The organism is Micromonospora olivasterospora (genome assembly GCF_007830265.1).
In the GTDB taxonomy this organism is placed as follows: domain Bacteria; phylum Actinomycetota; class Actinomycetes; order Mycobacteriales; family Micromonosporaceae; genus Micromonospora; species Micromonospora olivasterospora.
Window position 1 is genome coordinate 6658753 of sequence record NZ_VLKE01000001.1, and the last position, 23441, is coordinate 6682193.

13 protein-coding genes and 3 pseudogenes are annotated in these 23441 nt (G+C 69.5%); 5 read left to right on the forward strand and 11 right to left on the reverse strand.

What is annotated here, in order from left to right; genetic code table 11:
* Positions 1-253 precede the first annotated feature (253 nt).
* The 6 genes and pseudogenes from JD77_RS29945 to JD77_RS29975 all read right to left on the reverse strand — a co-directional run.
* Positions 254-463 (reverse strand): DUF7489 domain-containing protein, encoded by a 210-nt coding sequence (locus JD77_RS29945; RefSeq protein WP_145777167.1) that lies wholly within the window; start codon positions 461-463, stop codon positions 254-256.
* Positions 460-1146: a hypothetical protein gene (locus tag JD77_RS29950; protein ID WP_211372744.1), complete on the reverse strand. Its 687-nt coding sequence runs from the start codon at positions 1144-1146 to the stop codon at positions 460-462. Before JD77_RS29950 ends, JD77_RS29945 begins: the two co-directional genes overlap by 4 nt.
* Before the next feature lie 14 nt (positions 1147-1160).
* On the reverse strand, positions 1161-2522 hold the full coding sequence (locus JD77_RS29955; protein WP_145777169.1) for a hypothetical protein: 1362 nt from the start codon (positions 2520-2522) through the stop codon (positions 1161-1163).
* Positions 2523-2589: 67 nt separating this feature from the next.
* Complete coding sequence (locus JD77_RS29960; protein WP_145777170.1) at positions 2590-3255, reverse strand: response regulator; 666 nt, start codon at positions 3253-3255, stop codon at positions 2590-2592.
* Positions 3252-4340, reverse strand: a complete 1089-nt coding sequence (locus tag JD77_RS29965) for a sensor histidine kinase (protein ID WP_145777171.1) — start codon at positions 4338-4340, stop codon at positions 3252-3254. Before JD77_RS29965 ends, JD77_RS29960 begins: the two co-directional genes overlap by 4 nt.
* Positions 4341-4471: 131 nt before the next feature.
* Positions 4472-4846: pseudogene (locus JD77_RS29975) on the reverse strand (transposase); the annotation flags it as partial.
* Between the two features lie 408 nt (positions 4847-5254).
* Here JD77_RS29975 and JD77_RS29980 point away from each other — a divergent pair.
* Positions 5255-6598, forward strand: a complete 1344-nt coding sequence (locus tag JD77_RS29980; RefSeq protein WP_246140610.1) for an IS701 family transposase — start codon at positions 5255-5257, stop codon at positions 6596-6598.
* A 33-nt stretch (positions 6599-6631) separates the two neighbouring features.
* Here the strand turns inward: JD77_RS29980 and JD77_RS34495 are convergent.
* A pseudogene (locus tag JD77_RS34495) lies at positions 6632-7390 on the reverse strand (IS5 family transposase); the annotation flags it as partial.
* A 109-nt stretch (positions 7391-7499) separates the two neighbouring features.
* On the opposite strand from JD77_RS34495, the gene JD77_RS29990 reads away from it, so the two are divergent.
* Positions 7500-8201 (forward strand): MFS transporter, encoded by a 702-nt coding sequence (locus JD77_RS29990; protein ID WP_425463582.1) that lies wholly within the window; start codon positions 7500-7502, stop codon positions 8199-8201.
* Between the two features lie 13 nt (positions 8202-8214).
* On the opposite strand, the gene JD77_RS29995 is transcribed toward JD77_RS29990, so the two are convergent.
* Positions 8215-9897 (reverse strand): ISAzo13 family transposase, encoded by a 1683-nt coding sequence (locus tag JD77_RS29995; RefSeq protein ID WP_145777173.1) that lies wholly within the window; start codon positions 9895-9897, stop codon positions 8215-8217.
* A 167-nt stretch (positions 9898-10064) separates the two neighbouring features.
* Between JD77_RS29995 and JD77_RS30000 the strand changes: the two genes are divergently transcribed.
* The 3 genes from JD77_RS30000 to JD77_RS34505 all read left to right on the forward strand — a co-directional run bounded on the left by JD77_RS30000 (position 10065) and on the right by JD77_RS34505 (position 13450).
* Positions 10065-11513: an IS4 family transposase gene (locus tag JD77_RS30000; RefSeq protein WP_170286341.1), complete on the forward strand. Its 1449-nt coding sequence runs from the start codon at positions 10065-10067 to the stop codon at positions 11511-11513.
* A 669-nt stretch (positions 11514-12182) separates the two neighbouring features.
* Positions 12183-13289, forward strand: coding sequence for a hypothetical protein (locus JD77_RS30010; protein WP_246141123.1), 1107 nt, complete (start codon positions 12183-12185; stop codon positions 13287-13289).
* Entirely contained in the window at positions 13286-13450 is a 165-nt protein-coding gene (locus tag JD77_RS34505; protein WP_246141125.1) for an SHOCT domain-containing protein, read from the forward strand. The genes JD77_RS30010 and JD77_RS34505 overlap by 4 nt, the downstream gene beginning before the upstream one ends.
* Before the next feature lie 370 nt (positions 13451-13820).
* Here JD77_RS34505 and JD77_RS30015 read toward each other — a convergent pair whose 3' ends face one another.
* The 3 genes and pseudogenes from JD77_RS30015 to JD77_RS30025 form a co-directional block, all read right to left on the reverse strand.
* Positions 13821-17087, reverse strand: a complete 3267-nt coding sequence (locus JD77_RS30015; RefSeq protein ID WP_145777174.1) for a hypothetical protein — start codon at positions 17085-17087, stop codon at positions 13821-13823.
* 599 nt (positions 17088-17686) lie between these two features.
* Positions 17687-22039: a hypothetical protein gene (locus tag JD77_RS34930; RefSeq protein WP_145777175.1), complete on the reverse strand. Its 4353-nt coding sequence runs from the start codon at positions 22037-22039 to the stop codon at positions 17687-17689.
* Positions 22040-22980: 941 nt separating this feature from the next.
* A pseudogene (locus tag JD77_RS30025) lies at positions 22981-23403 on the reverse strand (transposase); the annotation flags it as partial.
* Positions 23404-23441 lie beyond the last annotated feature (38 nt).

The following is a 23441-nucleotide window of genomic DNA, read 5'->3' on the forward strand; positions in this document are numbered from 1 at the left end:
TGCCCGCGTAACCAGGCCGGCTACAGGACCCAAGTCACCACCAACGCCGGACCTCAACGAGGCCGGATCTACTCGCCGACGCCGTCGATGACGGTGGCTCTCCCCCCGGTGGTGCCGGCACGGTCGTGCCGGCATGCGATGAACCGGTGGCCTGCCCCAGCCCCGGGTCCGTAACACGAACGGCTCTGGCTCACATCCGGTGGTAGCTGGGAGTAGGCGGCAAGCTCCCTGCTCGGCGGCGCCGGCTGGCTCCTCACCGGCGTTCGACGAGCCGCGGGCCCTGGCCGGCGGCCTTGGTCACGCGGTCGCCTTCGGTGACGGCGTTCCATAGGTCCCGGCCGACCCGGACTGTGATGGTGCTGCCGTCGGCCAGTCTGATCTTCAGGCGCCGGTACAGGGATGAGCCGTCCAGTAGGCCTCGTGACTTCTTGAGCACGATGCCGTCCCAGGCGTCTGTCGTCATCGCGCCTCCTCGGCCTGGAGGCGGGCTGGCTGGGCGGGGCCGTCAGATCCGTCGCGCGAAGTTCGCAGGATCGCGTCGCCCAGAACCGCGGTCCAGAGCATGAAGACGGCTCCGATGCTGGCGGTGCTCCCCCAGCCGTTGGCGGCGTAGAAGTTCGCGGGGTTCATGCCGTTGAACAGCGAAGGAACGAAGGCCACGTTCACTACCGCCAGCACGAGCGAGCCGATACGGACCCACCTCGGCAGCGCACCGGTTCGGCGGGCGCCGACGGCCAGGGCGGTCAGGAAGGTGGCGATGAGCAGACGGGCGATCGGGCCGTGCAGCAGGGCCATGCCGTGGGCCAACGGTCCGTCGACCGTCGGGTCCAGGGATCCGTCCGGATGCTCCAGCGCGACGCCGGTCTCCAGCGAGGCGGCGACCAGCGTCATCGCGGCGTACACGACACCGGAGACCGCGGCGATGTCGCCGGCCAGGCGGGCGGATGGTCCGAGCATCCGCCGCGTGCCGGTGACGAAGAGCAGGAACAGGGTGAAGATCACCACGGTGAGCAGGTTCCGGGTCAGGACGTTGCCGGCCGGGGGCGGTCCCGAATAGATGAAGTACAAGGGAATCATCACCAGTGACAGTGCGCTGGCGAGCAGGGCACAGGCGCCGGTCAGGCGCCGGTCCGCTCGAGTGAACATGCCTTCCTCCTTCGTCATGCGTCGATGAGTTGGGCGTTCGTCCGGCCGGGCGGCCGGCGCAGGACGGCGGCGCCGAACAGCGCCGTCAGGCCGGCGACGCCGCCCAGGAACAGTCGGTCGGTGAGGGTCTGCGCGTTGCCGACGAGGCCGAACAGCGTGTGCCCGAGCAGGGCGCCGATGGCCGCCGCGGCGAGGTCGCGGGTTGTCCAGGCGACGGTCCAGGCCGCGTACAGCAGACCCGCGACGATCAGCGCCCCTGCCGCCATGGGCAGCAGGGACCAGGTTCCGTGGGTGAACAGCGGCTGCTCGGCGCCGCCGAATGGCCAGATCAACGCGAGGAAGCCGAAGGCGGCGACGGCCGCGGCGACGGCGATGAGCGGGATCGGGGGCGCGGCCCGGCGGCGGGCCGGGTGCAGCGGTACGCGCAGGGCCAGCAGGGTCACCGCGGCCGCGAGCAGGGCGATGACCACGCCTGCGGTGAGCGGCATCGTGTAACCGGGGTCCTCGGACGGTGGCACGCTCATCCGCAGCAGGAGCGCACCGAGGACAGCGATCACTCCGGCCGCGATCACGCCGCCGCGCCTCAGGTAGGGGGCCGTGCCGTGCCGGGAGAACAGGTACTCCACCACGATCACCGGGACGGCGACGCTGAACACGGCGTGGTAAACGAGGTTCAGTTCGGTGTAGGCGGTGTTCACCCCGAGCAGCCTCGGCGACCAGCCGGCCGCCCCGTACAGGTGCGGGCTGGTCAGGCTCTGCAGCACCAGCCCCTCCTCGACCAGCCCGTAGGCCACGCCGAGCAGCAGCAGGTTCCCGTACCCGCCGCCGGTCCGCCGCAGAATCTCGCGCAGCGCCAGCGTCCCGGCGGCGTAGATCGGCGCGAAGATCAGCCACGCCCAGGCCATCCGCAGGGGAACGGTGCCGAGGCTCACCTCGGCGCAGAGCGGGGCCAGTACGGCGAGCGCGAGCGCGGCTCGCCGATTGTGCGGCCGCTCGTCCGGTACGGCGGGAAAGGCAGCCCGGACGATCGGCCGGTTGACCGCGACGATCAAGGCGGCCAGCACCGCGAGCTGGACGGCCTCGACCGTACGCAGCCAGGCGGGATGCCCGCCGAGGACGAGCTGCCCGGCCGCCGCGACGAAGCCGGCCACCGAGACGATCCGCACCCGGCGGTACGCGGTGGCCGAGCCGTTCCGCAGCCGCCGGATCACCCACCCGTAGCCGATCGCCACGAGCAGGATCAGGATCTGGTTCGCACGGAGCGGGACGGCGTGCCCGGCCAGCCCGGCGACGGTGGCGAGGACGCTGAGGGCGATGCTCACGACGAGCAACACGACGACCAGGCGCACCGCCGTGCGCTGCTCCGGAGAAGTCATGTCCCGACGGTAAGAATCCGCGGGGTCCGAGCACCTCCGGCAAGAGACGGGTTCCGGCTCTCCTCCTTCAGGACGAGGGTCTCGGCCGGACCAGTCCGAGGTCGTACGCCAGCACGACGGCCTGCACCCGGTCGCGCACCTGCAGCTTGCGCAGGATGGCCGAGACGTGCGTCTTGGCCGTGGCCTCGGTGACCGTGAGACGGTCCGCGATCTCGGCGTTGGAGGCGCCCCGCGCCAGCAACGTCAACACCTCCCGCTCCCGGTCGGTGAGCCGGTCCAGGGTGTCCGAGGGCGCGGCCGGAGTGAGATCGGTCGCCCGGAACCGGTCCAGCAGCCGCCGGGTCGCGGTCGGGGCGAGCAGGGCGTCGCCGCCGGCCACCACCCGGATCGCCTCGACCAGGTCGGCCGGCCGCACATCCTTGAGCAGGAAACCACTGGCACCGGCACGCAGCGCGGCGTAGAGCGGCTCCTCCAGGTCGTACGTGGTCAGAATGATCACCTTGAGGGCATCCGTCGCCGCGGTGAGCCGGGCCGTGGCGCAGACCCCGTCAAGCCCCGGCATCCGTACGTCCATCAGCACCACGTCGGGCCGGGTCTGCCCGGCCAGCCGGATCGCCTGCTCGCCGTCGCCGGCTTCGCCGACCACCTCGATGTCGTCGCGGGACTCGAGGATCATCCGGAAACCGGCACGCACGAGCGCCTGGTCGTCGGCGATCAGCACCTTGATGGTCACGACGTCTCCCGTACGGGAAGCCGGGCCTGCACCTCGAAGCCGGCGCAGCCCGGCCGTGGCCCGGCCTGCAGCGTGCCACCCAGCAGCGAGGCCCGTTCCCGCATGCCGACCAGTCCGTGGCCGCTGCCGCAACCCCCGGCCGGCCCCCGGCCGTCGTCGGTGATCCGCACCCGCACCTCCGACTCGTCGACCCGCACCAGCACCTCCGCCGCCGACGCGCCCGCGTGCCGCAAGGTGTTGGTCAGCGCCTCCTGCACGATCCGGTACGCGCCCACCTGTACTCCCAACGGCACCTCGCCGTCACCGTCGCACATCAGGGCCACCCGCAGGCCGGTCGCGCCCATCATCTCGATCAGCCGAGGCAGGTCGGCCAGCGTCGGTTGCGGAGCCCCGCGGTCCGGGCCCTCGTCCGCCTCGTCGTCCGCCCGGACCGTGCGCAGGAAGCCGCGCAGCTCGGTCAGCGCCTGCCGCCCGGCCTCCTCGGTGCGCCGCAGCGCCTCGCGCGCCCGTTGCGGATCCGACTCGAAGACGTCGTCGGCCGCGGCCGCCTGCACCACCATCACCGACACCGTGTGGGCGAGCACGTCGTGCAGGTCCCGGGCGATGCGGGCGCGCTCCTCCAACACCACCTGCCGCCGCTCGGCCACCCGACGCTCGCCGCGGGCCCGCGCCAGCGCGCCCCAACTCCAGGCCAGCAGCACCGCGCCCACCCACAACGCCGCCGTCGTCCAGCCCCCGTGCAGCACCGCCGGACCACCGACGCAGACCACCGCGAACCCGAGAATCCACAAAGTCTCGGCGGCCGGTCGCAGCCACGCGTGGGTGCACAGCACCACGAAGGCGATGTTCGGGCCAAACAACGGGAACATCAGCTGCAACCCCGCACTGGCCAGCAGCACCACCGCGGTGCCCCGGCGGGGATGGCGGTCGAGCCACCACAGGGCCGCCGCCTGCGCCACCGTCAAGACCAGGGCGGCCGTCAGCGTGAGAGGGCTCGCGGGGCATGCCAGCACCGGCACGGTCGCCGCTACGGACGCGAGCACCAGAAGCGTGCGCCACCGCCGGGGCAGCCTCCCGGTCGTCATGGCGCTGCTTCAGATACGTCCACGCGTCGAGCGTAGCTTCGCACAAGCAGTTCACCGTCGCCACCGGGGTGCCCGTCTACTTCTGCGACCCGCACTCGCCCTGGCAGCGCGGATCGAACGAGAACACCAACGGCCTGCCCGGCGCACTCGCCTCCGCCGGGTGCTTTGGTGATACAGCCGTCCACGGCGATGTCGTTCAGTACCAGGCCGACAAGCCGGTCGTAGGCGTCCACCGCGATCTGCTTGAGCTGGGTGAAGACCCCGAGGCGGATCCACTCGTCACGACGGCCCCGGATCGTGGCGGCCGAGCAGGTGGCATCGGCGATCGCCTCGTAGGAGCACCCGAACCGCAGCACCTGAATCAGCTTGTCGAACACGATCCGGTCATCGACCCGCCTGCGGTGACAGCCCAACGGATGCGTCGGGGCGTACGTCGGCCGGTCAGGTAGCAGCGCGGTGAACTGGACCCACAGTGGCTCGATCAGCCATGCTGGGATAGCAGGCACAGGATCTCCCGGTGATCACGAGGCGTAAGCACCTTCATGATCATGGATCCTGTGCCTGCACTCGTTCAGACACGCCTGCCCCACCTCGCCATTCTGCGCGGCCTCTAAGAGACCGTCGGGTAACCGGGTGACTACGTGGCGAGAAGTCGCTCGACGTTGATGCGTTGGGCGGCTTCGCGCTCGGTGGCGTTGGCCCAGCGGATCGTTTGACCGGCCAGGCGTATCGTCATGAGTCGAATCATCGCTACCTTGATCATGGCCTCTGTACGGCAGCCGCCATTGGTGGTCTGACCTCGCGGGACGCGGTGGGGGCGTGCAACGTGGACGCAGCCGCCTGTCGATCATGTGTTTGTGAGGACTACAAGATCGAAGGCGGCTGCGGTTGCCAGGGTAGCGGCTGGGCGCGCGGTGCGGGAACGGGCCGGGCTGTTGCAGCGGCTGCGGTCGTGCTTCGCCCGAACGCAGACGTGGCAGCACGCGGGAAGATACATATCGGCGCTGGTCAGCCAGGTGCCGAAGCGCAACGGGTGGACCATCGCCGAGCAGGTCGGGGACGCCACGCCGGACCGCACGCAGCGGCTGCTGAACCGGGCGGTGTGGGACACGACGGCCGCGATGAGCCAGGTCCGGCGGTTCGCCGCTGCGGGTCTGGACGAGGCGGCGCGCCGTCGGCGGCGGCGTGGCCTGGTCGTCGGCGCGTTGGACGAGACGGGCCAGCCCAAGCAGGGCAAGGCGACGTGCGGGGTGAAGCGGCAGTACATGGGGTGCGCGGGCCGGGTCGCGAACGGGATCAACACGGTGCACCTGTCCTACGTTCGGGAGAAGACGGGGCACGCGTTGATCGGGGCGCGTCAGTGGATCCCGGCCGAGCACATCACCGACCCCCGGGCCTCGGCCGGTATGGGACTGCCGCCGGAGGTGGAGTTCCGCACCAAGGGCCAGCTGGCCATCGATATCTGTGCTGATGCGTTCGCCGACGGCCTGGTATTCGACTTCGCCTGCGGCGACGAGGTGTACGGCAACTGCACACAACTACGGGAGTTCTTCGAGCAGCACGGGCAGGCGTACGTGCTGCGGGTCGCTGCCACCTTCATGATCGACCTGCCCTCCGAAGCGAAACTGACCTGCGCACAGGCCGTCACGCTGCTGGTCAAGGACAAGCGTCGGTGGGAGGTCCGCTCGGCCGGTACCGGGTCGAAGGGACAGCGCTGGTATGCCTGGGCGTGGATCGCCACCGCCTCGCCCCGCCATCATCTGCTCATCCGCCGTCACCTGCGCAGCGGTGAACTGGCCTTCCACTACTGCCATGTGCCCGAGGGGCAGATCCTGACCAAGACGAGGCTGATCCGCGCTGCCGGGCTGCGCTGGCCGGTCGAGGAAGATTTCGAGTTCAGCAAGGACCACTTCGGCCTGGATCAGTGCCAAGCGAGGCTCTACACCGCGATCCAGCGGCACACCGTGCTGGTCATGGCCGCCCTCGCGGTCTGCGCGGTCACCGCCGCCCACCTCGCCGACCGCACCGACACCCAGGCACCGCCGCCAAGCACACCGGACCAGCCGCCGCCACCCGAGCCCGGAATGATCCCGCTGACCGTCCCCGAGGTCAAACGACTACTCGCCAACGCCCTCCAGCATCCGAAACCACCCGGCCACGCCACGCACTGGCTCAACTGGCGACGCCGTCACCAGGCCCGCGCCCGCTGGTTCCACCAACGCACACGGCTGAACCGGGACTACACCCTGGTCAGCTAGCAACTGGCGGCTGCCGTACTCTGAGTTGACGGTCAGCCGTTCGTAGTCCCGGGCCAGGCGTCGGTTACGGACCAGCCAACCCAGCGTCCTCTCTACCACCCACCGGCGCGGTAGGACCTTGAAGCCCTTGACGTCGTCGTTGCGCTTGACGATCTCCACCAGGATGCCGAGCTGCTCTTTCGCCCAGGTCAGCAGAGTGGAGTCGATGCTGTTGGCGTAGCCGCCGTCGGCCCACACGAGGGCGATGGTGGTGAACGCCTCGGCCAGCCGCGCCAGGATCCGCCGGCCACCGGGACGGTCGTTGACCGAGGCGGAGGTGACCATCACGACCAGGATCAGCCCCATCGTGTCCACGACCAGGTGCCGCTTGCGGCCGGTGGTCTTCTTGCCCATGTCGAACCCACGGCATTCGCCGCCCTCACTGGATTTGATGGACTGGGCGTCCAGCACCGCCGCTGTCGGCTCCGGCTCACGACCGGCCGCTACCCGCACCTGCCGGCGAAGCTCGTCGTGGATCGCGTCCCACGTTCCGTTCTTCCGCCACGTCGTGAACCAGCGATGTGCCGCGTCCGGTGGCGCCAGATCCCGCGGCATCATCCGCCACGGACAGCCCGACCGCAGCACATAGAAGATCGAATCCAGGATCAGCCGATCTCCCCACTTGCGCGGCCGGCCGCCTTTACGCAGGTCGCGTACCGGCATCAAGGGCGCGAGGATCGCCCACATCGCATCGGTCAAGCTCGACGGATAGCATGAACGGGCGTCATCCCCGCCACAGTTGCAGTTGCGCACACAACGCGATCATGGCGGGGATGATCTATTTGTCGAGCACCTGGCATCGACGTGTCTCCCCGTAACAGAACGCTCGGAGCTGGTTACCCGACGGTCTCTAAGCCATCAGGTGTTGCGAGGACCCCCAGAAACCGCCCCCTCTGGGGCCGCCGCCCGGACGGCGGGTGCCGGATCCGGAAGCCGTCGAACGCGACTCCGCCCCGGCGGTTGGGTCCGCGCAACGTCCACGCGCAACGGCCCGCAGCTGCTGTGGCTGGGCATTGACCTTCCCCGCCGCTTCTTCTGGTTCGCCGGCTCCGCCGCGGCCTCGACAGCCGGGCTGGTCACGTTCGGGCTGATCTCGTATCACGCCAGCCAGACCGGATTGATCGCCGTCGCGGCGGTGCCGATCCTGTACGCCGGGGCGATGGCCGCCGCCGCGGTCACCGCGTTGGCCAGTGGGCACCTGTATGACCGCTGGGGCGCGGGAGTGCTGTACGCGCTGCCCGCCCTCGCAGCAGCGGTGCCCGCGCTGGCCCTGTCCCACAGCGGCATCAGCATCATCGCCGGGACGGTGCTCTGGGGCGCGGCTGTCGGTGTGCAGGACTCCACCGTCAAGGCCCTGGTTGCCGACCTGGTCCCACCGAACCGACGCGCCACCGCGTACGGCGTGTTCGCCGCCGTGCAAGGCGTGGCCGCACTGGCCGGCGGCGGATTCGCTGGAGCCCTCTACAGCCAATCCCTGCCACTACTCGTCACCGTCCTGGGCGCCGCTCAGATTCTCGCCGTGGTGCTGCTGACCGCGACCCTTGCCCCAAGGCCGGGTAGTTAGGGGCTGCAGATCATCAACACGCGGCTTTGGGCTCTGGCGGGGTGGTGATGCCTTCTGTGGTGGCGAGGGTGTAGAGGTCGTTTAGGGTGGCGAGTCGCTGTGGGCCGGGTTGGATGCTGTGTCCCGCCTGTTGCAGGAGTTGCCGGGTCTCGCGTATCCGCCTGTTGATTGTTTCGGGTCGGACGCTGAACAGGGCGGCGACGGCGACCTGGGACAGGGCGAGTCGGTGGTGCAGGATGGCGGCGATGAGCCGGTCGGCGAGGGTGAGGACGGGGCGGCGGCCGGTGCCGGGCGCGGTCAGTCGGGGACGGTGACCGCGTCGCTTGTTCAGGCGTGTTTCCCGCTGCTGGTCGTGCAGTGTCATCAGGGTGGTGATCAGTGCGTCCCACTCGTCGGGGGGTAGTCCGGTCAGGGCCGGATGCGCTAGCCAGGCCAGGTCGGGGCTGGGCTGGTCGAACGGGTCGGGGGCGTTGTTGACCTGTTCGTATTCCTCGGGGTGCAGGGTGTAGTTCCACTCACCGTGCCAGTCGTGGCGGCTCAGCGGTAGCGCGTCGTGTTGTCGGTCGCTGAGGCGTACGCCGGTGTCGTAGGTGTTGGTGTCGAGGGCGGCGTGTACGCGTAGGCCGGTGCGGGTCGTGGTGGCGGCGATGCTCTGCACGATCACGTCATGGCTGGTCAGCGGCCGGCCCCGCCAGTTCATGGTGATGTGGGAGAACAGCCGGTGTTCGACCTTGTTCCACTTTGAGGTGCCGGGTGGGAAGTGGCACACGGTGATGTCCAGCCCTGTCTGCACGGCGAGGGCGGCCAGTTCCGCTTTCCAGGCGCGGGTGCGGTAGCCGTTGGAGCCACCCGCGTCCGCGGTGATCAGCAGCCGCCTGGCGTGCGGATAGTCGCTGGAGCCGATGCTGTTCCACCAACGGCGGATCGACTCCACGGCGAACGCGGCGGTGTCGTGGTCGGTGCCGACGTTGACCCAGCCGGTGTTGGCGGCCAGGTCGTAGATGCCGTAAGGCACCGCCTTGCCCAGCTCGCTGTCGGGGAAGTCGTGAGTGCGGGTAGCGACCGGTTCACCGGCCGGCCGCCACTGGCGGCCGGCGTTGGCGAACGGGCCGACCAGTTCCTTCTTCTTGGTGTCCACGCTGACGACCGGGTCACCGGTGTCCTGATGGTCTCTGACCTGGTCGTTGATGTAGCGGAACTGCGCGTCGCGGTCCGGATGCTGCTTACCCTCGATGGTCTTGGCGTTGGCCTGCAGGCTGAACCCGTCGGACCGCAGCAGGTCGGCCACGGTGTCGGCGCCCACCGGGTGGCCCTGACGGGTCAACTCCGCGGCGAGGGTGCGGGTCGACTTGGTCGTCCACCGCAGAGGCGACATCGGATCGCCCCGCTCGTCCGGCTCGACCAGAGCCAGCAACGCCGGGCGCAACCCCGGATCCGTCTCGGACAGGCTTCTGCGGCCTCCGCCCAGGCGGCGTGCCCTACCCAAAGGGGGATCGCCCGCGTCCAAGTCGGACACGCCGCGAGAGACCGTGTTCTCGGCGACCCCGGCAGCCCGGGCCACCGCCCGGATCCCGCCGTGCCCCAACGCCCGCGCCTCAGCGCCCATCAGCAGGCGACGCTGCCGCTCATCCAGATGCGGAAAGATCGCTTCGAACTTCGCCGCCAGCATTTGTTCGGTTTCCACCGTCACGGCCATACCACATCCAACACGGCCCGGACAGGAAAACCTCTACTTATTTCTCGGCAGACCCTTAGGCGGCGGGCGTGGCTGTCAAGCCGATGGGCCCGGGGGCGGTAAAAGCAACGGAACTCCGGTAGAACTGGCGGTCGACCAAGATCCACCGTTTCTGCCCGGGAGTTCCGTTGCCGGATCATTCTGCCCTGTCCCGCACTGTGGCCGCCATCACCCGCACTGTCCGGGTCGCGGCGGGAGTGTTCGCCCCGGGCCATCTCGGGGAACTCACCTCGATCGTGCCCTTTGAACTCGTCGATGCGGTGCTGGCCGAGACCGGTACGGTGCAGGCAAGACTACGGAACCTGCCGTCCCGGGTCGGGGTGTACTTCGTGCTGGCGATGTGCCTGTTCCCGGAGGTCGGCTACCGGCGGGTCTGGGCCAAGATGATCGCCGGGCTGGTGGGGCTGGTCGTGGTCGTCCCATCGGGTAAAGGGCTACGTGACCTGCGCCGCCGCGTCGGTCCCGCTCCGGTGAAGGCCCTCTTCGAGGTCCTCGCCGGGCCTCTCGCGCAGCCACACACTCCCGGGGTGCGGTTCGGCCGCTATCGCACGGTGTCCTTCGACGGTTGTACCTCCCAACGCACCGCCGACACCGCCCGCAACCGTGCCTGGCTCGGCAAACGCACCGGAAACGGCTACCCGGCGGTGGAGTTGATGACGCTGGTCGAGACCGGCACCCGCGGCATGCTCGGTGCGGTGTTCGGACCGACCGCCGAGGGCGAGACCAGCTACGCCAGCAAACTGCTGCATCTGCTGGATGCCGGCATGCTCGTGCTGTGGGACAAGGGCTTCGACTCCAACATGTTCCTGACCGCGGTCGCCGGCACCGGCGCCCAATTCCTGGGCCGGCTGCGCGGCAACCGCCGCCTGCCGGTCCTGGCCCGCCTCGACGACGGCTCATACCTGAGCGTCCTCAACCACGTCCCCGTCCGGGTCATCGACGCCACCGTCACCGTCACCTGCGCCGACGCCACCACCTACACCGGCGTCTACCGCCTCGTCACCTCCCTGCGCGACCCCCGCCGGCACCCGGCACACCGCCTGGTCGAGCTCTATCACCAGCGCTGGGAACACGAATCGGCGTACTACGCCCTGCGCCACACCATCCTGCACGGACGAATCCTGCGCTCCGGCGACCCGACCGGCATCCAGCAGGAACTGTGGGCACTGCTGACCGTCTACCAGGCGCTGCGCACCGCGATGGTCCACGCCACCGAAACCCGGCCCGGGACCGACCCCGACCGGGCCAGCTTCACCATCGCCCTGCACACCGCCCGGGAACAACTCACCAACGCCGCCGACGTCCTGCCCGAGAACACCGACCTCACCGGCGCTATCGGCCGCGCCGTCCTCGCTGAACTCCTCCCACCACGCCGAGCACGCACCAGCACCCGCCGCGTCAAATCACCACTGTCCCGCTACGCCAAACACCCACCCGGCAGACCCACCACCAACCAGAAGATCACCAACCTCGCCATCACCATCCACGACGACACCACCGAACCACTCCCACCACCCACACCATCCCCACCCCGCAAACCCCGCAAACCCCGCTTGACAGCAGCCGCAACGCCCTAACTACCCGGCCTTGACCCTTGCCCGCCCATCGCCAGCGACGTAACAACAGCAGGCGTCGAACAACATTCGGTGCAGTGGCACCAGTTGGGCTTGCGGGCTTGCACCGGCTTGTCGGATGGCAGCGGCACGCCCCCCAATCCGTGACGAGATTCGCGATCGGGTCCAGCGACTCCGCGGTCTCGTACTCGAGGGGCTTGGGGATCTGGTACGTGATGTCGATGCCGACCTCGCGCATGGCTTCGACCGCGGCTGGCTTGACCTGGTCGGCGGGGCAGAGCCGCCGAACAGCCCTACCAGGGTCGGCGACGAGGACGTCTGGCCAGTTGGCTCTGCCGCACTGCGGTGATGACGCCGATACTGGCCATGGCGGCGGCGACGAGGACACCGGGGCGTCGGGCTGCGGACAGAACTGTTGCGGTCACATCGCGGATCTCCCGGAGTGCTTCACACTGTCACCGCTCTCTCGCATCATGTATAGATGGCGGGTGCTCCGTGCTGATCAGGCGGCCAACCGAGCGGCGCGGAGCACCCTGACCGACCAGGCAGTCAGCGTTGATCGGCATGGATGACTCTTCCCGGCATCCCTTGCGTCGGGAAAGAGGGTCCAGACAGACTCCCGACAACATCGACCGTTGTCTGGCTCGCCCCTCGTGCCTCAAGGACGATCGCATGAGTACCGGGCACCGCCCCGTGAGCCGCAACAGCCGCCCCTACGCGGTGGACGAGTCCACGATCCGCCGCCGGTGCGCCAACCCCGACGCGGCCGAGTACACCCTCTACGTCCGCAGCCTCATCGACGACTATCTGGGCCTGAACGGCCAGCCCCAGATCCTGCGCAACGCCCGCATGCGCGGCCTGCACTTTCCCGGCCTGAGCCGGCAGAAGCTGTCCGAACAGCTCAGCCGCTACCGCCTCGGACCTACGTGGGAAATGGTCGAGCTGATCATCGCCTGCCTCCCGGACAGCTGCGACACCTCGAGCATCCGTGTCCTGGCCGCCGGCTGGTACCAGTGCGCCCGCGGCCAGCTGCCCGACGGCTACACCGGCCCGGTCAGCAGGCCAGCGGGCAAGCCCGCGCTACGCAACGTGCCCGACAGCGGCCCGACCATCCCCAGCCTGCAACGCAGGATCGCCCGCCTGCAGGACCGCCTCCGGGAAGACACCGACCGGTACCTGGACAACCTGCGCCGGGTGGAGAACGGCCGGCAGAACGAGATGCGCCGCGCCAACCAGCTGGAGCAGCAGTTCCACCAGACACGCGAGGAACTGCTCAAGGTCCGCACGGTCGCCGCGGAGGTCGCCACGATCCGGGAGGAATACGCCCGCCAGTGCGTGACGCTCGAACTCATCGCCGCCCCGGGCCTGCGGGCGAAGCCCGTCATAGACCTTCCGGAGCTGCCGACCGCGCGACGGAGGATCCGCTTCGGGCACCTGGTCGCCACCATCGACCCGCAGGCGCCGCCCGCCCGGCGGGCCCTGGCCCGATACCTGTGCGTCTACGCCGAGTTCGCCGGGGTCTCTCCCACCGAACTCGCCGCCCGCGCCAACATCGACACCACGGTGATGATGGACGCCCTCGCCGGCCGAACCCTTCTGGCCGATCTGCATATCGCCAGCCTGACCCGCGTACTCGACTGCGATCCGGACACCCTGCGCCACCTCACCACCGCCGCCGGCCGCGACACCAGCCTCGACGTTTCTGGGAGATCGCCGCCACCGTCGGCGCCCCACCGCCTCCGGGCGGCTGGATCACCCCCACCGAGGTTGTCGGGGTGAATCCCGACAACCGTGCAACGCATCCCCACGCCACCCCGACAACCGAACCCGCCTCCACGATCACCGACCGGCTCCGACAGCTCGCCGACCTCCACCGGCAGGGGCTGATCACCGACGCCGAGCACGCCCAACAGCGCGCCCGCATCCTCGGCGAGCTGTAGACCGTCCCAGCCGCGCCGGCCAGGCAGGTTGACCTCCATGCCACCCCGGAAACGTGGGTCCAGATCAGCCAGATGTTGCCCACCGCCGCCTGCGACAGGTGGCGGGCGACAGGATCAGCACAGGCTCGTCCGCCCCGATCCGGCCGCCGTCACGAGGCCCGAGGCGTTGTAGGCGCTGGGGCCGGAGTCGTAGTTGCCGTTCGGGGTGTACTGACCAGCTCAGCAGCGTCCGGCGAGCCACCGAACGTGAGCCACAGCCGTGACTCACATGTGACTCACACAACGACAGGCAAGATAGCCAATCAGCTATCTTCCCTCGTCAGATAAAAGCGCGCCCCCGAAGGGACTCGAACCCCTAACCCGATGATCTTCACCCGAACGGAACGCCGGGGCCCTGTTCAGGTCGGCGGGGCGTGGTGTCGGGTTCTCGTTTGATGGGTGGGAAATTCTTCTCCGGGTCTTTCCCCTTGAAATAGAGAGGGCCGTAGTCGGGGATGACGATGCGATAGGGGTTGATGTCACGGTCGAACAGGTTGTCCATAGCGAACAATATTTTGATCGGTTGTCGGCGGATGTTGTTGTTGCTGTCGGGGATCCTGATGGTGTATTGCAGGAACACCGCGTTGGTGCGGTAGGTGTCGGGTTCCAGGGTGCCGGGTTTGAGTGCGGTGTTGGCGAAAGCAATGGAGTTTGCGAAGCCTTCGGCGCTCATGAAAATGTCGCGCTTGCGATGTCGTGGAGGCACAAGTCGCCGACCGCGAGACCGACGGCTATTGGCGAGAGGGCGGGAGGTTTCGACGTTCATCGTATAGGCTGGGTACAGCCGGTAGGTTTGTTTCCAGACTGCTTCTCGTTGCTGATCTTCGAATACGGCGCCGAGGTACGGGCCGAGCATTTCCATGAGGAACCGCCGCACGAAGGCGTCGTCCAGGACCAATCCCAACCTGCCTTCGAGTCTGTCGTGTCCGCGTTCGTGATCCTTCAGGTGGTCTTTGGTCATGGGGAGGACTTTGACTCGCGGGTTTTCCAATGATTCGCCGAGGACCAGTCGGCGCACCTCCGCTGCGACCATCTGATCGAGCAGGGGCCACAGGCGCTCCCACTCCTCGTCCGGTACGCGGGGTAGCCGGGGGTCTTCCGGGTTGTTGGCGATGTTCTTCAAGGTCTGTTTGCCCGAGTCCATGCTGGCGGTGATGCGGTCGGCGTTGGCGCGGACGACGGGGTGCACCTGGCCGTTCTCGTCGGCGAAGGGCGCATAGACCCGTCCGCGCGGGTCGTCATCGTCACGCCAGGGAAAAGCGTCGTCCATTCCCGGGACTGGTTGGACGCTGTCTGTGATCTCTCGCATCAGCACAACGTCTTGTTCGGCTGACACTTCCTCGGGCGTGGCCCAGATAATCTCGGTCCGTACCTTATCGAGGTGACGCCGCTCCAGCGGTGTGCGTGGTTCCGGGTTTTCTGGTTGGTCGGGGTGGGGCCGCGACCTGATGGTGGCCGTCAGTCGGGCAGGCGACGAGGTCCGCGCTGCCGGCGGCCCCTGACCGACCTGCACCTGCCGCGGCTGGGGGTCGACCGGCGCGGACGTCGCAGGGGAAACCCCGGCGCCCTGTCGACCGTCATGGACCGCGGCCGCGTTGTAGTGGTTGACGACGGTCGGATTGTTCGGGTCGGCCGCGACGTGGTACAGGTCGACCGGCCGGCCGGCGGCCGGACCGTACTCGGCGCTCACCATCGGTGGCGCCCCCCACCCGGATTCCCGCCAGATGGTGACCCGGCGGCCGGTCGCGTGGGCCAGCAGAGGGCCGAAAAACTCCCCGACCGGGGCGCCCCACTGCTGTTTCCAGTTGTCCACCGCCGCTCGGACCACCGCCAGCTCGTCGGGGTCGAGCTGACGGTCGGACTCGCTCAACACGACGACCAAGAAGTCACGGGCCGTGCCCGGTTCCAGGACGTCCACCGGGAAGCCCTGGCCGTGCCGGTTGAGGAAGTCCAGTTGCCGCTGCGGCGCGTCCGTCGCCTCGCCGAGGCCCAGCGGCCCGCCGGACAGCATCGCCTCGGCACGCACCGCCTGGTACCGGTGCGCGATCACGGCCGCAGGCAGCATGCTCGCTTCGGTGACGTAAGGGCTGTCAAGATAACGCAACCAATCCAGCACCTGCTGGTGGTCGTGCAGGGCCGCCACCTGCCGCACACGCTCTTCCCGGAAGTTGATCCGCTGCCTGGTCACATCCGCGGGCAACCGCCCGGCGTTACTGTCCAGGTACCCCCGGACGTGGCCCTGCAACAACGCGCTCACCCGCGCCAGCGCAGACTCCCGGGGCACCTCCGACCCGACCAGCCCCACCACACTGGCACGCACCCGACCGGGATCGGACAAAAACCGGGCCAAGTCCACCGACAGACGCGGATGCAACACATCACGCACCCCGATCGGATCCGTCGCGATGAAGGCGTACAGCATGCAGTACCCGTCAGCCGGCACCGGCAACATCAGATCCGGACCGGCCACCGACGCGACGGCCGGCCGCTGCACAGACACCAACGACGACCTGTCCACCACAACATCCCAGAACGCGCCGACTGATCTCTGCGTAACGCCAGCCTCCCCGGCCGCCTCCGGCCCACGCTCCAGCGGCTGCGGCTGCGGCTGCTGCGGCGGCGGCTGCGGCTGCGGCGGCGGCTGCGGCTGCGGCTGCGGCTGCTGCGGCGCGGGGGCGGCCGTCGGAGTCCGCACTGCCGGTTGCCCCCGGTCGACCTGCACGCTCGCCACCCCCGGCCGCTGCTGGCCCTGCGCCGGAATCCCGACCACCGGACGGGCCCACGACCCGGCGACCGGTGGGATCGGATCGTCTGTGTTGGGTCCGGGGACATCTACCGCGTCGTCCCGCGCCGCCCGGTATGCCACGCCCACGGATCCGGTTGACGCGGGTGCCACCGCCGCGGCATTGTCGCTGGACCCACCGGTCAGCAGCGGCGGGTCCCCCGCCGTCCCCCCGCCCGCATTCACGGGCTGGTACTCGTAGGTCCGCAGCCTGTCCAGGTCGCCCTCGGTGGGGGCCGGGTCCAGCCACCGCCAGAACGGGCCACCCTTCCGGTCGTTCAGGCTCTCGACCTCGATCCACGCAGCCGGCTCACCCTCAGGCAACCCGTCCGTGCGACCGAACCAGACCGTCGCCTCCCGGTCCGCAGCGACCACACCGATAATCGGCGCCTTGCCGCCCAACTTGATCGTCAGCCGCCCTCGCCCGTCGAGCGGAACCTTTTTGGTGTACCCGCCGGTCAGCTGCCGCGGGTTCCCTTCCGTCCACCCGTCCGCATGTACGGTCTGGGGCTTGTAGTTCTTCAGCCTCTTCAGGTCGTTCTCGGTGGGGGCCGGGTCCAGCCACCGCCAGAACGGGCTGCCGTCCCGGTCGTTCAGTCTCTCGACCTTGATCCACGCGGCCGGCTCACCCTCAGGCAACCCGTCCGTGCGACCGAACCAGACCGTCGCCATCTGGCCCGCAGCGGCCACACCAGCAACCGGCTTCTTGCCGCTTAGCCTGATCGTCAGCTGCCCTCGCTCGTTGAGCCGAAGCTCTTTGGTGTACCCGCCGGTCAGCTGCGGCGGGTCCCCCGCCGTCCACTCGGCCGCATGCACGGTCTGGGGCTTGTAGGTCTTCAGCCTCTTCAGGTCGTTCTCGGTGGGGGCCGGGTCCAGCCACCGCCAGAACGGGCCGCCGTCCCGGTCGTCCAGGCTCTCGACCTTGATCCACGCGGCCGGCTCACCCGCAGGCGACCCGTCCGTGCGGCGGCGGCCGAACCAGACCGTCGCCATCTGGTCCGCAGCGGCCACACCAGCAACCGGCGTCTTGCCGCTCACCGTGATCGTCAGCCGCCCTCGCCCCTCGACCTGGATTTCTTTGGTGTACCCGCCGGTCAGCTGCCGCGGGCTCCCTTCCGTCCACCCGTCCGCATACACGGTCTGGGGCTTGTAGGTCTTCAGCCTCTTCAGGTCGTCCTCGGTGGGGGCCGGGTCCAGCCACCGCCAGAACGGGCTGCCGTCCCGGTCCTTCAGGCTCTCGACCTTGATCCACGCGGCCGGCTCACCCTCAGGCGACCCGTCCGTGCGGCGGCGGCCGAACCAGACCGTCGCCATCTGGCCCGCAGCGGCCACACCAGCAACCGACTTCTTGCCGCCCACCGTGATCGTCAGCCGCCCATCCCCGTTGAGCCGAACCTCTTTGGTGTACCCGCCGGTCAGCTGCGGCGGGTCCCCCGCCGTCCACCCGGCTGCCACATCAGCTGGAAGTCCCGCCCGAGCGCCTGCATCCTGGACCATCGACTCGGAGCCGAACTCACCGGAGTCGGGCCGCCGTGCGCTGCCGCCGGTCCCCGGCCCGCAGACCGACGCAGGCGCCCCTGACCGGTGCCGGCACCAGCAGGGCCAGCACCCTGATCGTGCCTGACGGTCTCGCTGCCGGACACCGCGAAATTGATCCCGAACGCCTCCAGGACCAGATGCGGCAAAACCTGCGTCAGGCCGGGCACAGACCTCCCCCTGGAATCCAACGCCTGCCGCAACACCTCCAAGGAAGGACTGGACAACTGCAGACGCTGCCGGAGATCCGTACGCTGAACGATCCGGTCAAGCTCGATGGCCAGATAGTGGCGGACATCATCAACCTCCACCGTCGCCAGACCGAGCGTCTCCGCCACCTGGCCCCCCGCCCTGTCCAGCACCCGCTGGAAGAAGCCATCCCACGCCCGGGATGCCACGATCTCGGGCGGGGCCAGGGCCGTCGTCGCCGACGGTGGCACCGGCGTCCGCGGTTCGGCGTCCACCTCCATCACAACAACCCGCCCGGCGCCGGTCGGTGGCTCACCACCGCCGGGATTCAACGGCGCGTCAGAAACCCCCGACTCGTAACCGGGGAATCCTGGTGGCACGGCGTAACCATCGCCGTCCGACAGCTGCCCGCCTGCGTCAGAGCCAGCGTCCGCCGGGGGGTGCCACTCCATCGCCGCCGGCCGGCCCGGCAACGAATCAGAGACCGGGTCCGACGGGGAGGTGGTGTCCGCCTGCATGGCTTGGGACGGGCCGCGGGGTGGGGTGGTGGAGGCGAGCAGGATGGCGCTGGGGTCGATGCTGGTCGTGGTGGTCGGCTGCGGGTGTGCGGTGGTGCGGTCGGGAAGGAGGTTGGTGATGGTGGTGGGTCGTCCGGTGTTGTCGAACGCGGCGAGTCGGGTGCTCGACGCGAACAGGTGCCGCAACCACGGGTCGCGTACCGGATCGGATGGTTCGGGTCGGTCCTCGGCGCCGGGCACCAGGCCGTCGCGCACCTTGATGGTCGGTGGTCCGGATGGTTGTGGTTGGCTGTGGAGGGCGAACACGTGTTGTGGTTCGTTGGGTGGCGCGGCTTTGACCACGACCATCGAGCCCGGTGCCGCCCTGAGCGCGGCGAGTACGTCTTCTGGTGTGACTCCGTCGGGGTGGGTGACGCGTTCGGGTGTGGCGTCGAGGATGTCCAGGAGTTGCGGCCAGCTCGTGGTGGGGGCGAGTCGGCCGTCGGGTCCGAGGATCCGGTCGTCGGATACCGCCCGGTTGCTGGGCCGTCCGTAGGCGGTGGTGTAGGCGTCGAGGGTGGCCTGGACGCACCACCACCACGGGTCGCGGCTGTCGGGGGCCACCGGTGTCTGATCGATCCAGTCGGCGACCCGCCGCGCGGACTCGGCCGCCGCGGCGGCCTGCCCGGTCGCCGCGACCGCCGGCTCCGGTGCCGTGCTGGCCGGCTCGCCGCGTCCGGCCGGGTCACCACCGGCCGAGTCGCCCAACGAGGACACGTCACTGAACGGATCCCTGTCCCCGCTGTCGCGCTTGACCGGGGTCCCATTGATCAACCCGTCTCGCGAAGAGGCGTCACCGAACGAGTTCGTGGCCCAGAAATCGCGCCTGACCGGGTCACCATCGACCGAGTCGGCCGACGAGGACACGTCACTGAACGGATCCCTGTCCCCGCTGTCGGGCTTGGCCGGGTCGCGGCTGATCGGCTCGTCCATTGAGGAGAGGTCACTGACCGTAAAGGTGTCGTCGGGCCTGCCATCGCGGCTGAACATGTCGTCACCGGAGACGGACATGTCACTGACCGTGAAGGTGTCGTCGGGCCTGTTATCGCGGCTGAAGATGCTGTCGTCGCCGGAGGCGGACGTGTCACTGACCGACGTCCTGTCGCTGGTGTGGTCGTGGTTCGGCGTGCCTTCGGTGCGGGGGGCAACACCACCCGGCACCGTACTGGAGGCGCCGGCCGCATCCGGCGTGCCCGGCGCGCTGGGGGTGGCGGGCGTGGCGTTGCCGGTGGCCTGGGCGAGTACCTGGTGGTATCCGTTGACCCAGTCCCGTTGGAAGGCTCCGGCGAGGGTGTCATGGTTGGCCGGGGCGACGCCGTACTTGCGGGCCAGGGCGGTGAACTGATCTTCTGCCTGCCTGGTCGCTGCTGCGGTGTGCTGCTCGGGAGTCACCGGCGCCGGCGGCAGGTCGGTAGGCCGGTGTGCCGGGGTGTCCGTGCCGGATGGGGTGGTGTGCGGTGCGGTGGTGTCGGGGATGGCCGCGGCCGTGACCCGGGCGGGCAGGTCGGTGAACGCCTGCCGGACCACGTCCGCCACGGCGTTGACCTGCGCGGCGTCGGGCCTGACCACCGCAGCCGACGGCACGGCGGGCGGCACGGCCAGTGGTGCGGCGGGTAGTGGGGTGGCGGGTAGGGGGGTGGCGCCGAGGATCGCGTCGAGGCTGCGGTCCACGTGGGCCCGCACCTGCCGCTCGACCGCGGCGCGCACGACCTCCGACGGTGGTGTCGCCGCCCCGGAACCCCCCGGCACGCCAGCAGCCCCCGGCACGCCAGCGCCCCCCGGCGGGATGACGCCGCCTGGCGGGACGACGCCGCCTGGCAGGGGGACGGTCGCCGGTGTGCCCGTGGTGAAGTACTGGTCGAGGTGGTGCCCGACGGCCAGGTGCGCGATCGAGCGCAACGCCTGCCGGTCGAACTCCCCGGGCAGCGCCGCGACGACCTGCTCGGGGCGTACCGCCGCGGGGATCTGCCCGCCCGCCGGGACCTGCCCCGCGAGGGTTTCGGTGACCTGGGCGACCGCCCGGTCCCGGACACCGAACAGGAACTGGTCGGTCAGGGCGGTGGCGGGCAGACCGACCTGAGACAGGAAAACGGGCACGGCCGGGTCGTTCTGCCGGGCGTCGGCCCACTCGGTGAACACCCGCTCGACCGGCACCGGAAGCGCGGCCAGGAACTGCCGCGCCGGCCCCGTCCCGGCCAACAACCCACCGTAGCGGTCCGCCAGATCCTGCTGGAACCGCTGCCACTGCTCCACCACCGGCCCACCCGCTGCCGCGACCCACGCCGGCACCGGCGCAGCCGGCATCGACCACGACGGCACCGACCACGACGGCACCGACAGGTCCAGGTGCGGCGCGGGCAGGTCCAGCTTCGGCGTGGGCAGGTTCGCTGCCGGCAGCAGCGGCGGCGGGGGCGGCGGGGTCTGCCAGCCGGTCACCGCAGGCTTCGGGTCGTCGACCCCAGCCTCGTACCCGGTGGACGTGTCCCCACCCACCGGTGTCGGCCCCACCGGCAGGACCGGCTTACCGTCCGGCGTGAACGCGAGGTGAGGCACCTGCACCCGAGGCTGCATCACGGCGCGACTCACGACCAGCCCGAGCCCGCTCGCGGCCGCCCCGCCCGCCCCCGAAATCGCCCCGGACAGAAGATCCGCACCAAGATTATTGGGGTCCCAGTACCCCTCGACCATCAAGCTGGCACCGATACCGAACAGCCCCTCCCCGAGGGTCTCCGTCACCGGCCGCGACAGCACATCGGTCAGCAGATGCTTGGTGGCATCCGACACGCCCAGCTTGCCGACCGCGCCCGCGACAACACCAGCGGCCCTGCCCAACGCCGGCCCGCCCACCGTGCCGAGGAACGCCACCGCCCCCGCGAACGCCGCCTGCTTACCGACCGTCGACCAGTTCACCCCCGGCTGCAGACCATCGGTCATCATCGACACCTCGGCCAGCAACGCAGAACCCGGCATGAACAACATCTGCATCGCCGTGCCACTCGCCGCCGACCGCACCAACGCCGACCGCAGAATCGCCTGAATGATCGTCCGCGTCTGCGCGACGTGCGCCGCCGCCCCCACCGGATTCCAGAACCACATCGCCGCGGCGACAGCGAACTCGGCAATCATGAAGTTGAACATGGCCAACGCCGTACGCTTGCCGACCTCCGTCTCCACGAAGAACTTCTTCTCCGCATCGACCACGGCGAGCATCAGGTCGGCCGTCTCGGCCATCTTCCTCACAAACGGAGCGGTCTGCGCCACGAACCGGTCGAAGGCCTCACCCTCCCCCGCCTGCCGGACCGCCCTGATCGTCTGCTCCAGCAACGGACCCAGCACCGTACGCACCCGAAGCGCCAGCGTTCCCAGCGTGCCGATGTCATCCCGCAACAACGGCAGCTCCGCCCGGGACACCCTCATCCCGGTGAACGCTTCCAAAGCCCGCAACCAGCTCTCGTCGAGCTCAATGGTCGGACCGGCGGCGGCCAACGCGCAACGCTCCTTCCCCGCCCCGGATCAGCCGCGCCGACCGCCGCTCATATCCGGAACCACATCAGCGCCGGCCCCCTCCGTGGCGACCCCGACGATGACGGAGGCCCTGCTCACCGCCCACAGGACGACCGGCGAGATCGCCCACAAGGACGTCAAAAGCCCCGGCCCAGGCCACCCGGCGGCGGCACACCGAGCGCACGAACGCCCGACACAACGCCCTCAACCCGCTACAACGCTGCCACGAACGCAAAGAAGACGTGGCCAACGCTCACTTCAACCTCGCCGATGCCATCGTCACCATCCGTAGCCTCATCCGCCAGGCATGGTTCTTGTACCGGTGGAACACCCGCCCCACCCGCCGACCATGAAGGCCACCCACCTGCGCGACCGCTCAGCCAGTTGACCGAAAATGCCGAACACGATGCCGCCCCAGCAACTCCACCCGCTGCGCCAGCCTCGTTGAAGGGCACCTCTTCACTCATGACGCCGCCCGCATCTCGGCCCGCAGTCCCTCGTCGCCCGACACGCTCACCCTTACCTCCTCTGCAATCTCACGGCCGGGCCGTAGCAGCGGGTTCACTCGGCGCAACAACGTTCAACGACCCCGGTACCGGCGGCGTCCGTCCGCCCCCATCGTCGCCTGCCAGATCGGCACCGCCCTCGCCGCCCGCACCGAACGGGCCTCGCTCGTCGGCGAGCCGGCCCGGCAGCGCCGCGACCGTCGCGGCCCGACGCTCCAGCTCGGCGTCCGTCACGGTCCGCAGGCCGGCGCGGTACCGGTCCAGCACCGCGGTCACGTCCAGCGGTCGGGGTCGTCATCCCGTCACCCCCAGCACCCGCACCAAGGCCCGTGCCGTGCCACAACTCGTCGCACATGCTGTGAGGGGGCTGTCTCGCCAACGGCCCTGTCTCACATTCGGTGGTGACGGAGGGTGCTGCTATCCGAGGAGGATGCGGTGGCGAAGCAGGGTGAAGCCCGCTCGTCCGTGCATTTGGCGTGCGATCCGCTTGGTCTTGGTGTTGACGCCTTCGGTGGGACCGTTGCTGTAGGGAAGCGTGAGCGCGGCGTTCACGGCGTCGCGGTCCCGTTCCAGACCCCTGGTGAAGGCGTGCAGGTGAGGTAGATCGACCGCGCGGACTTGGCCGATCCAGAGCGAGAGCCGGTCGGCGTTTCCTGGCTGAGGCGTCAGGAGTTCAGCGAAGCCCCCGACAACGGTGGCCAGCCTGGTCATTTCTGGGCAGGCTGCGGTGAGCCGTGCGAGAAGGTCTCGATGCTCGGGCTTGAGGTTGTCGGGCCTGGTGAGGATCATCCGGGCGAGCCGGCGCGGGGAGATGTGGCTGCGGTCGGCGTCCGCGCGGCCTGTTCGGAAAACAAACGGTGACCACGTCGGGTGAGGGC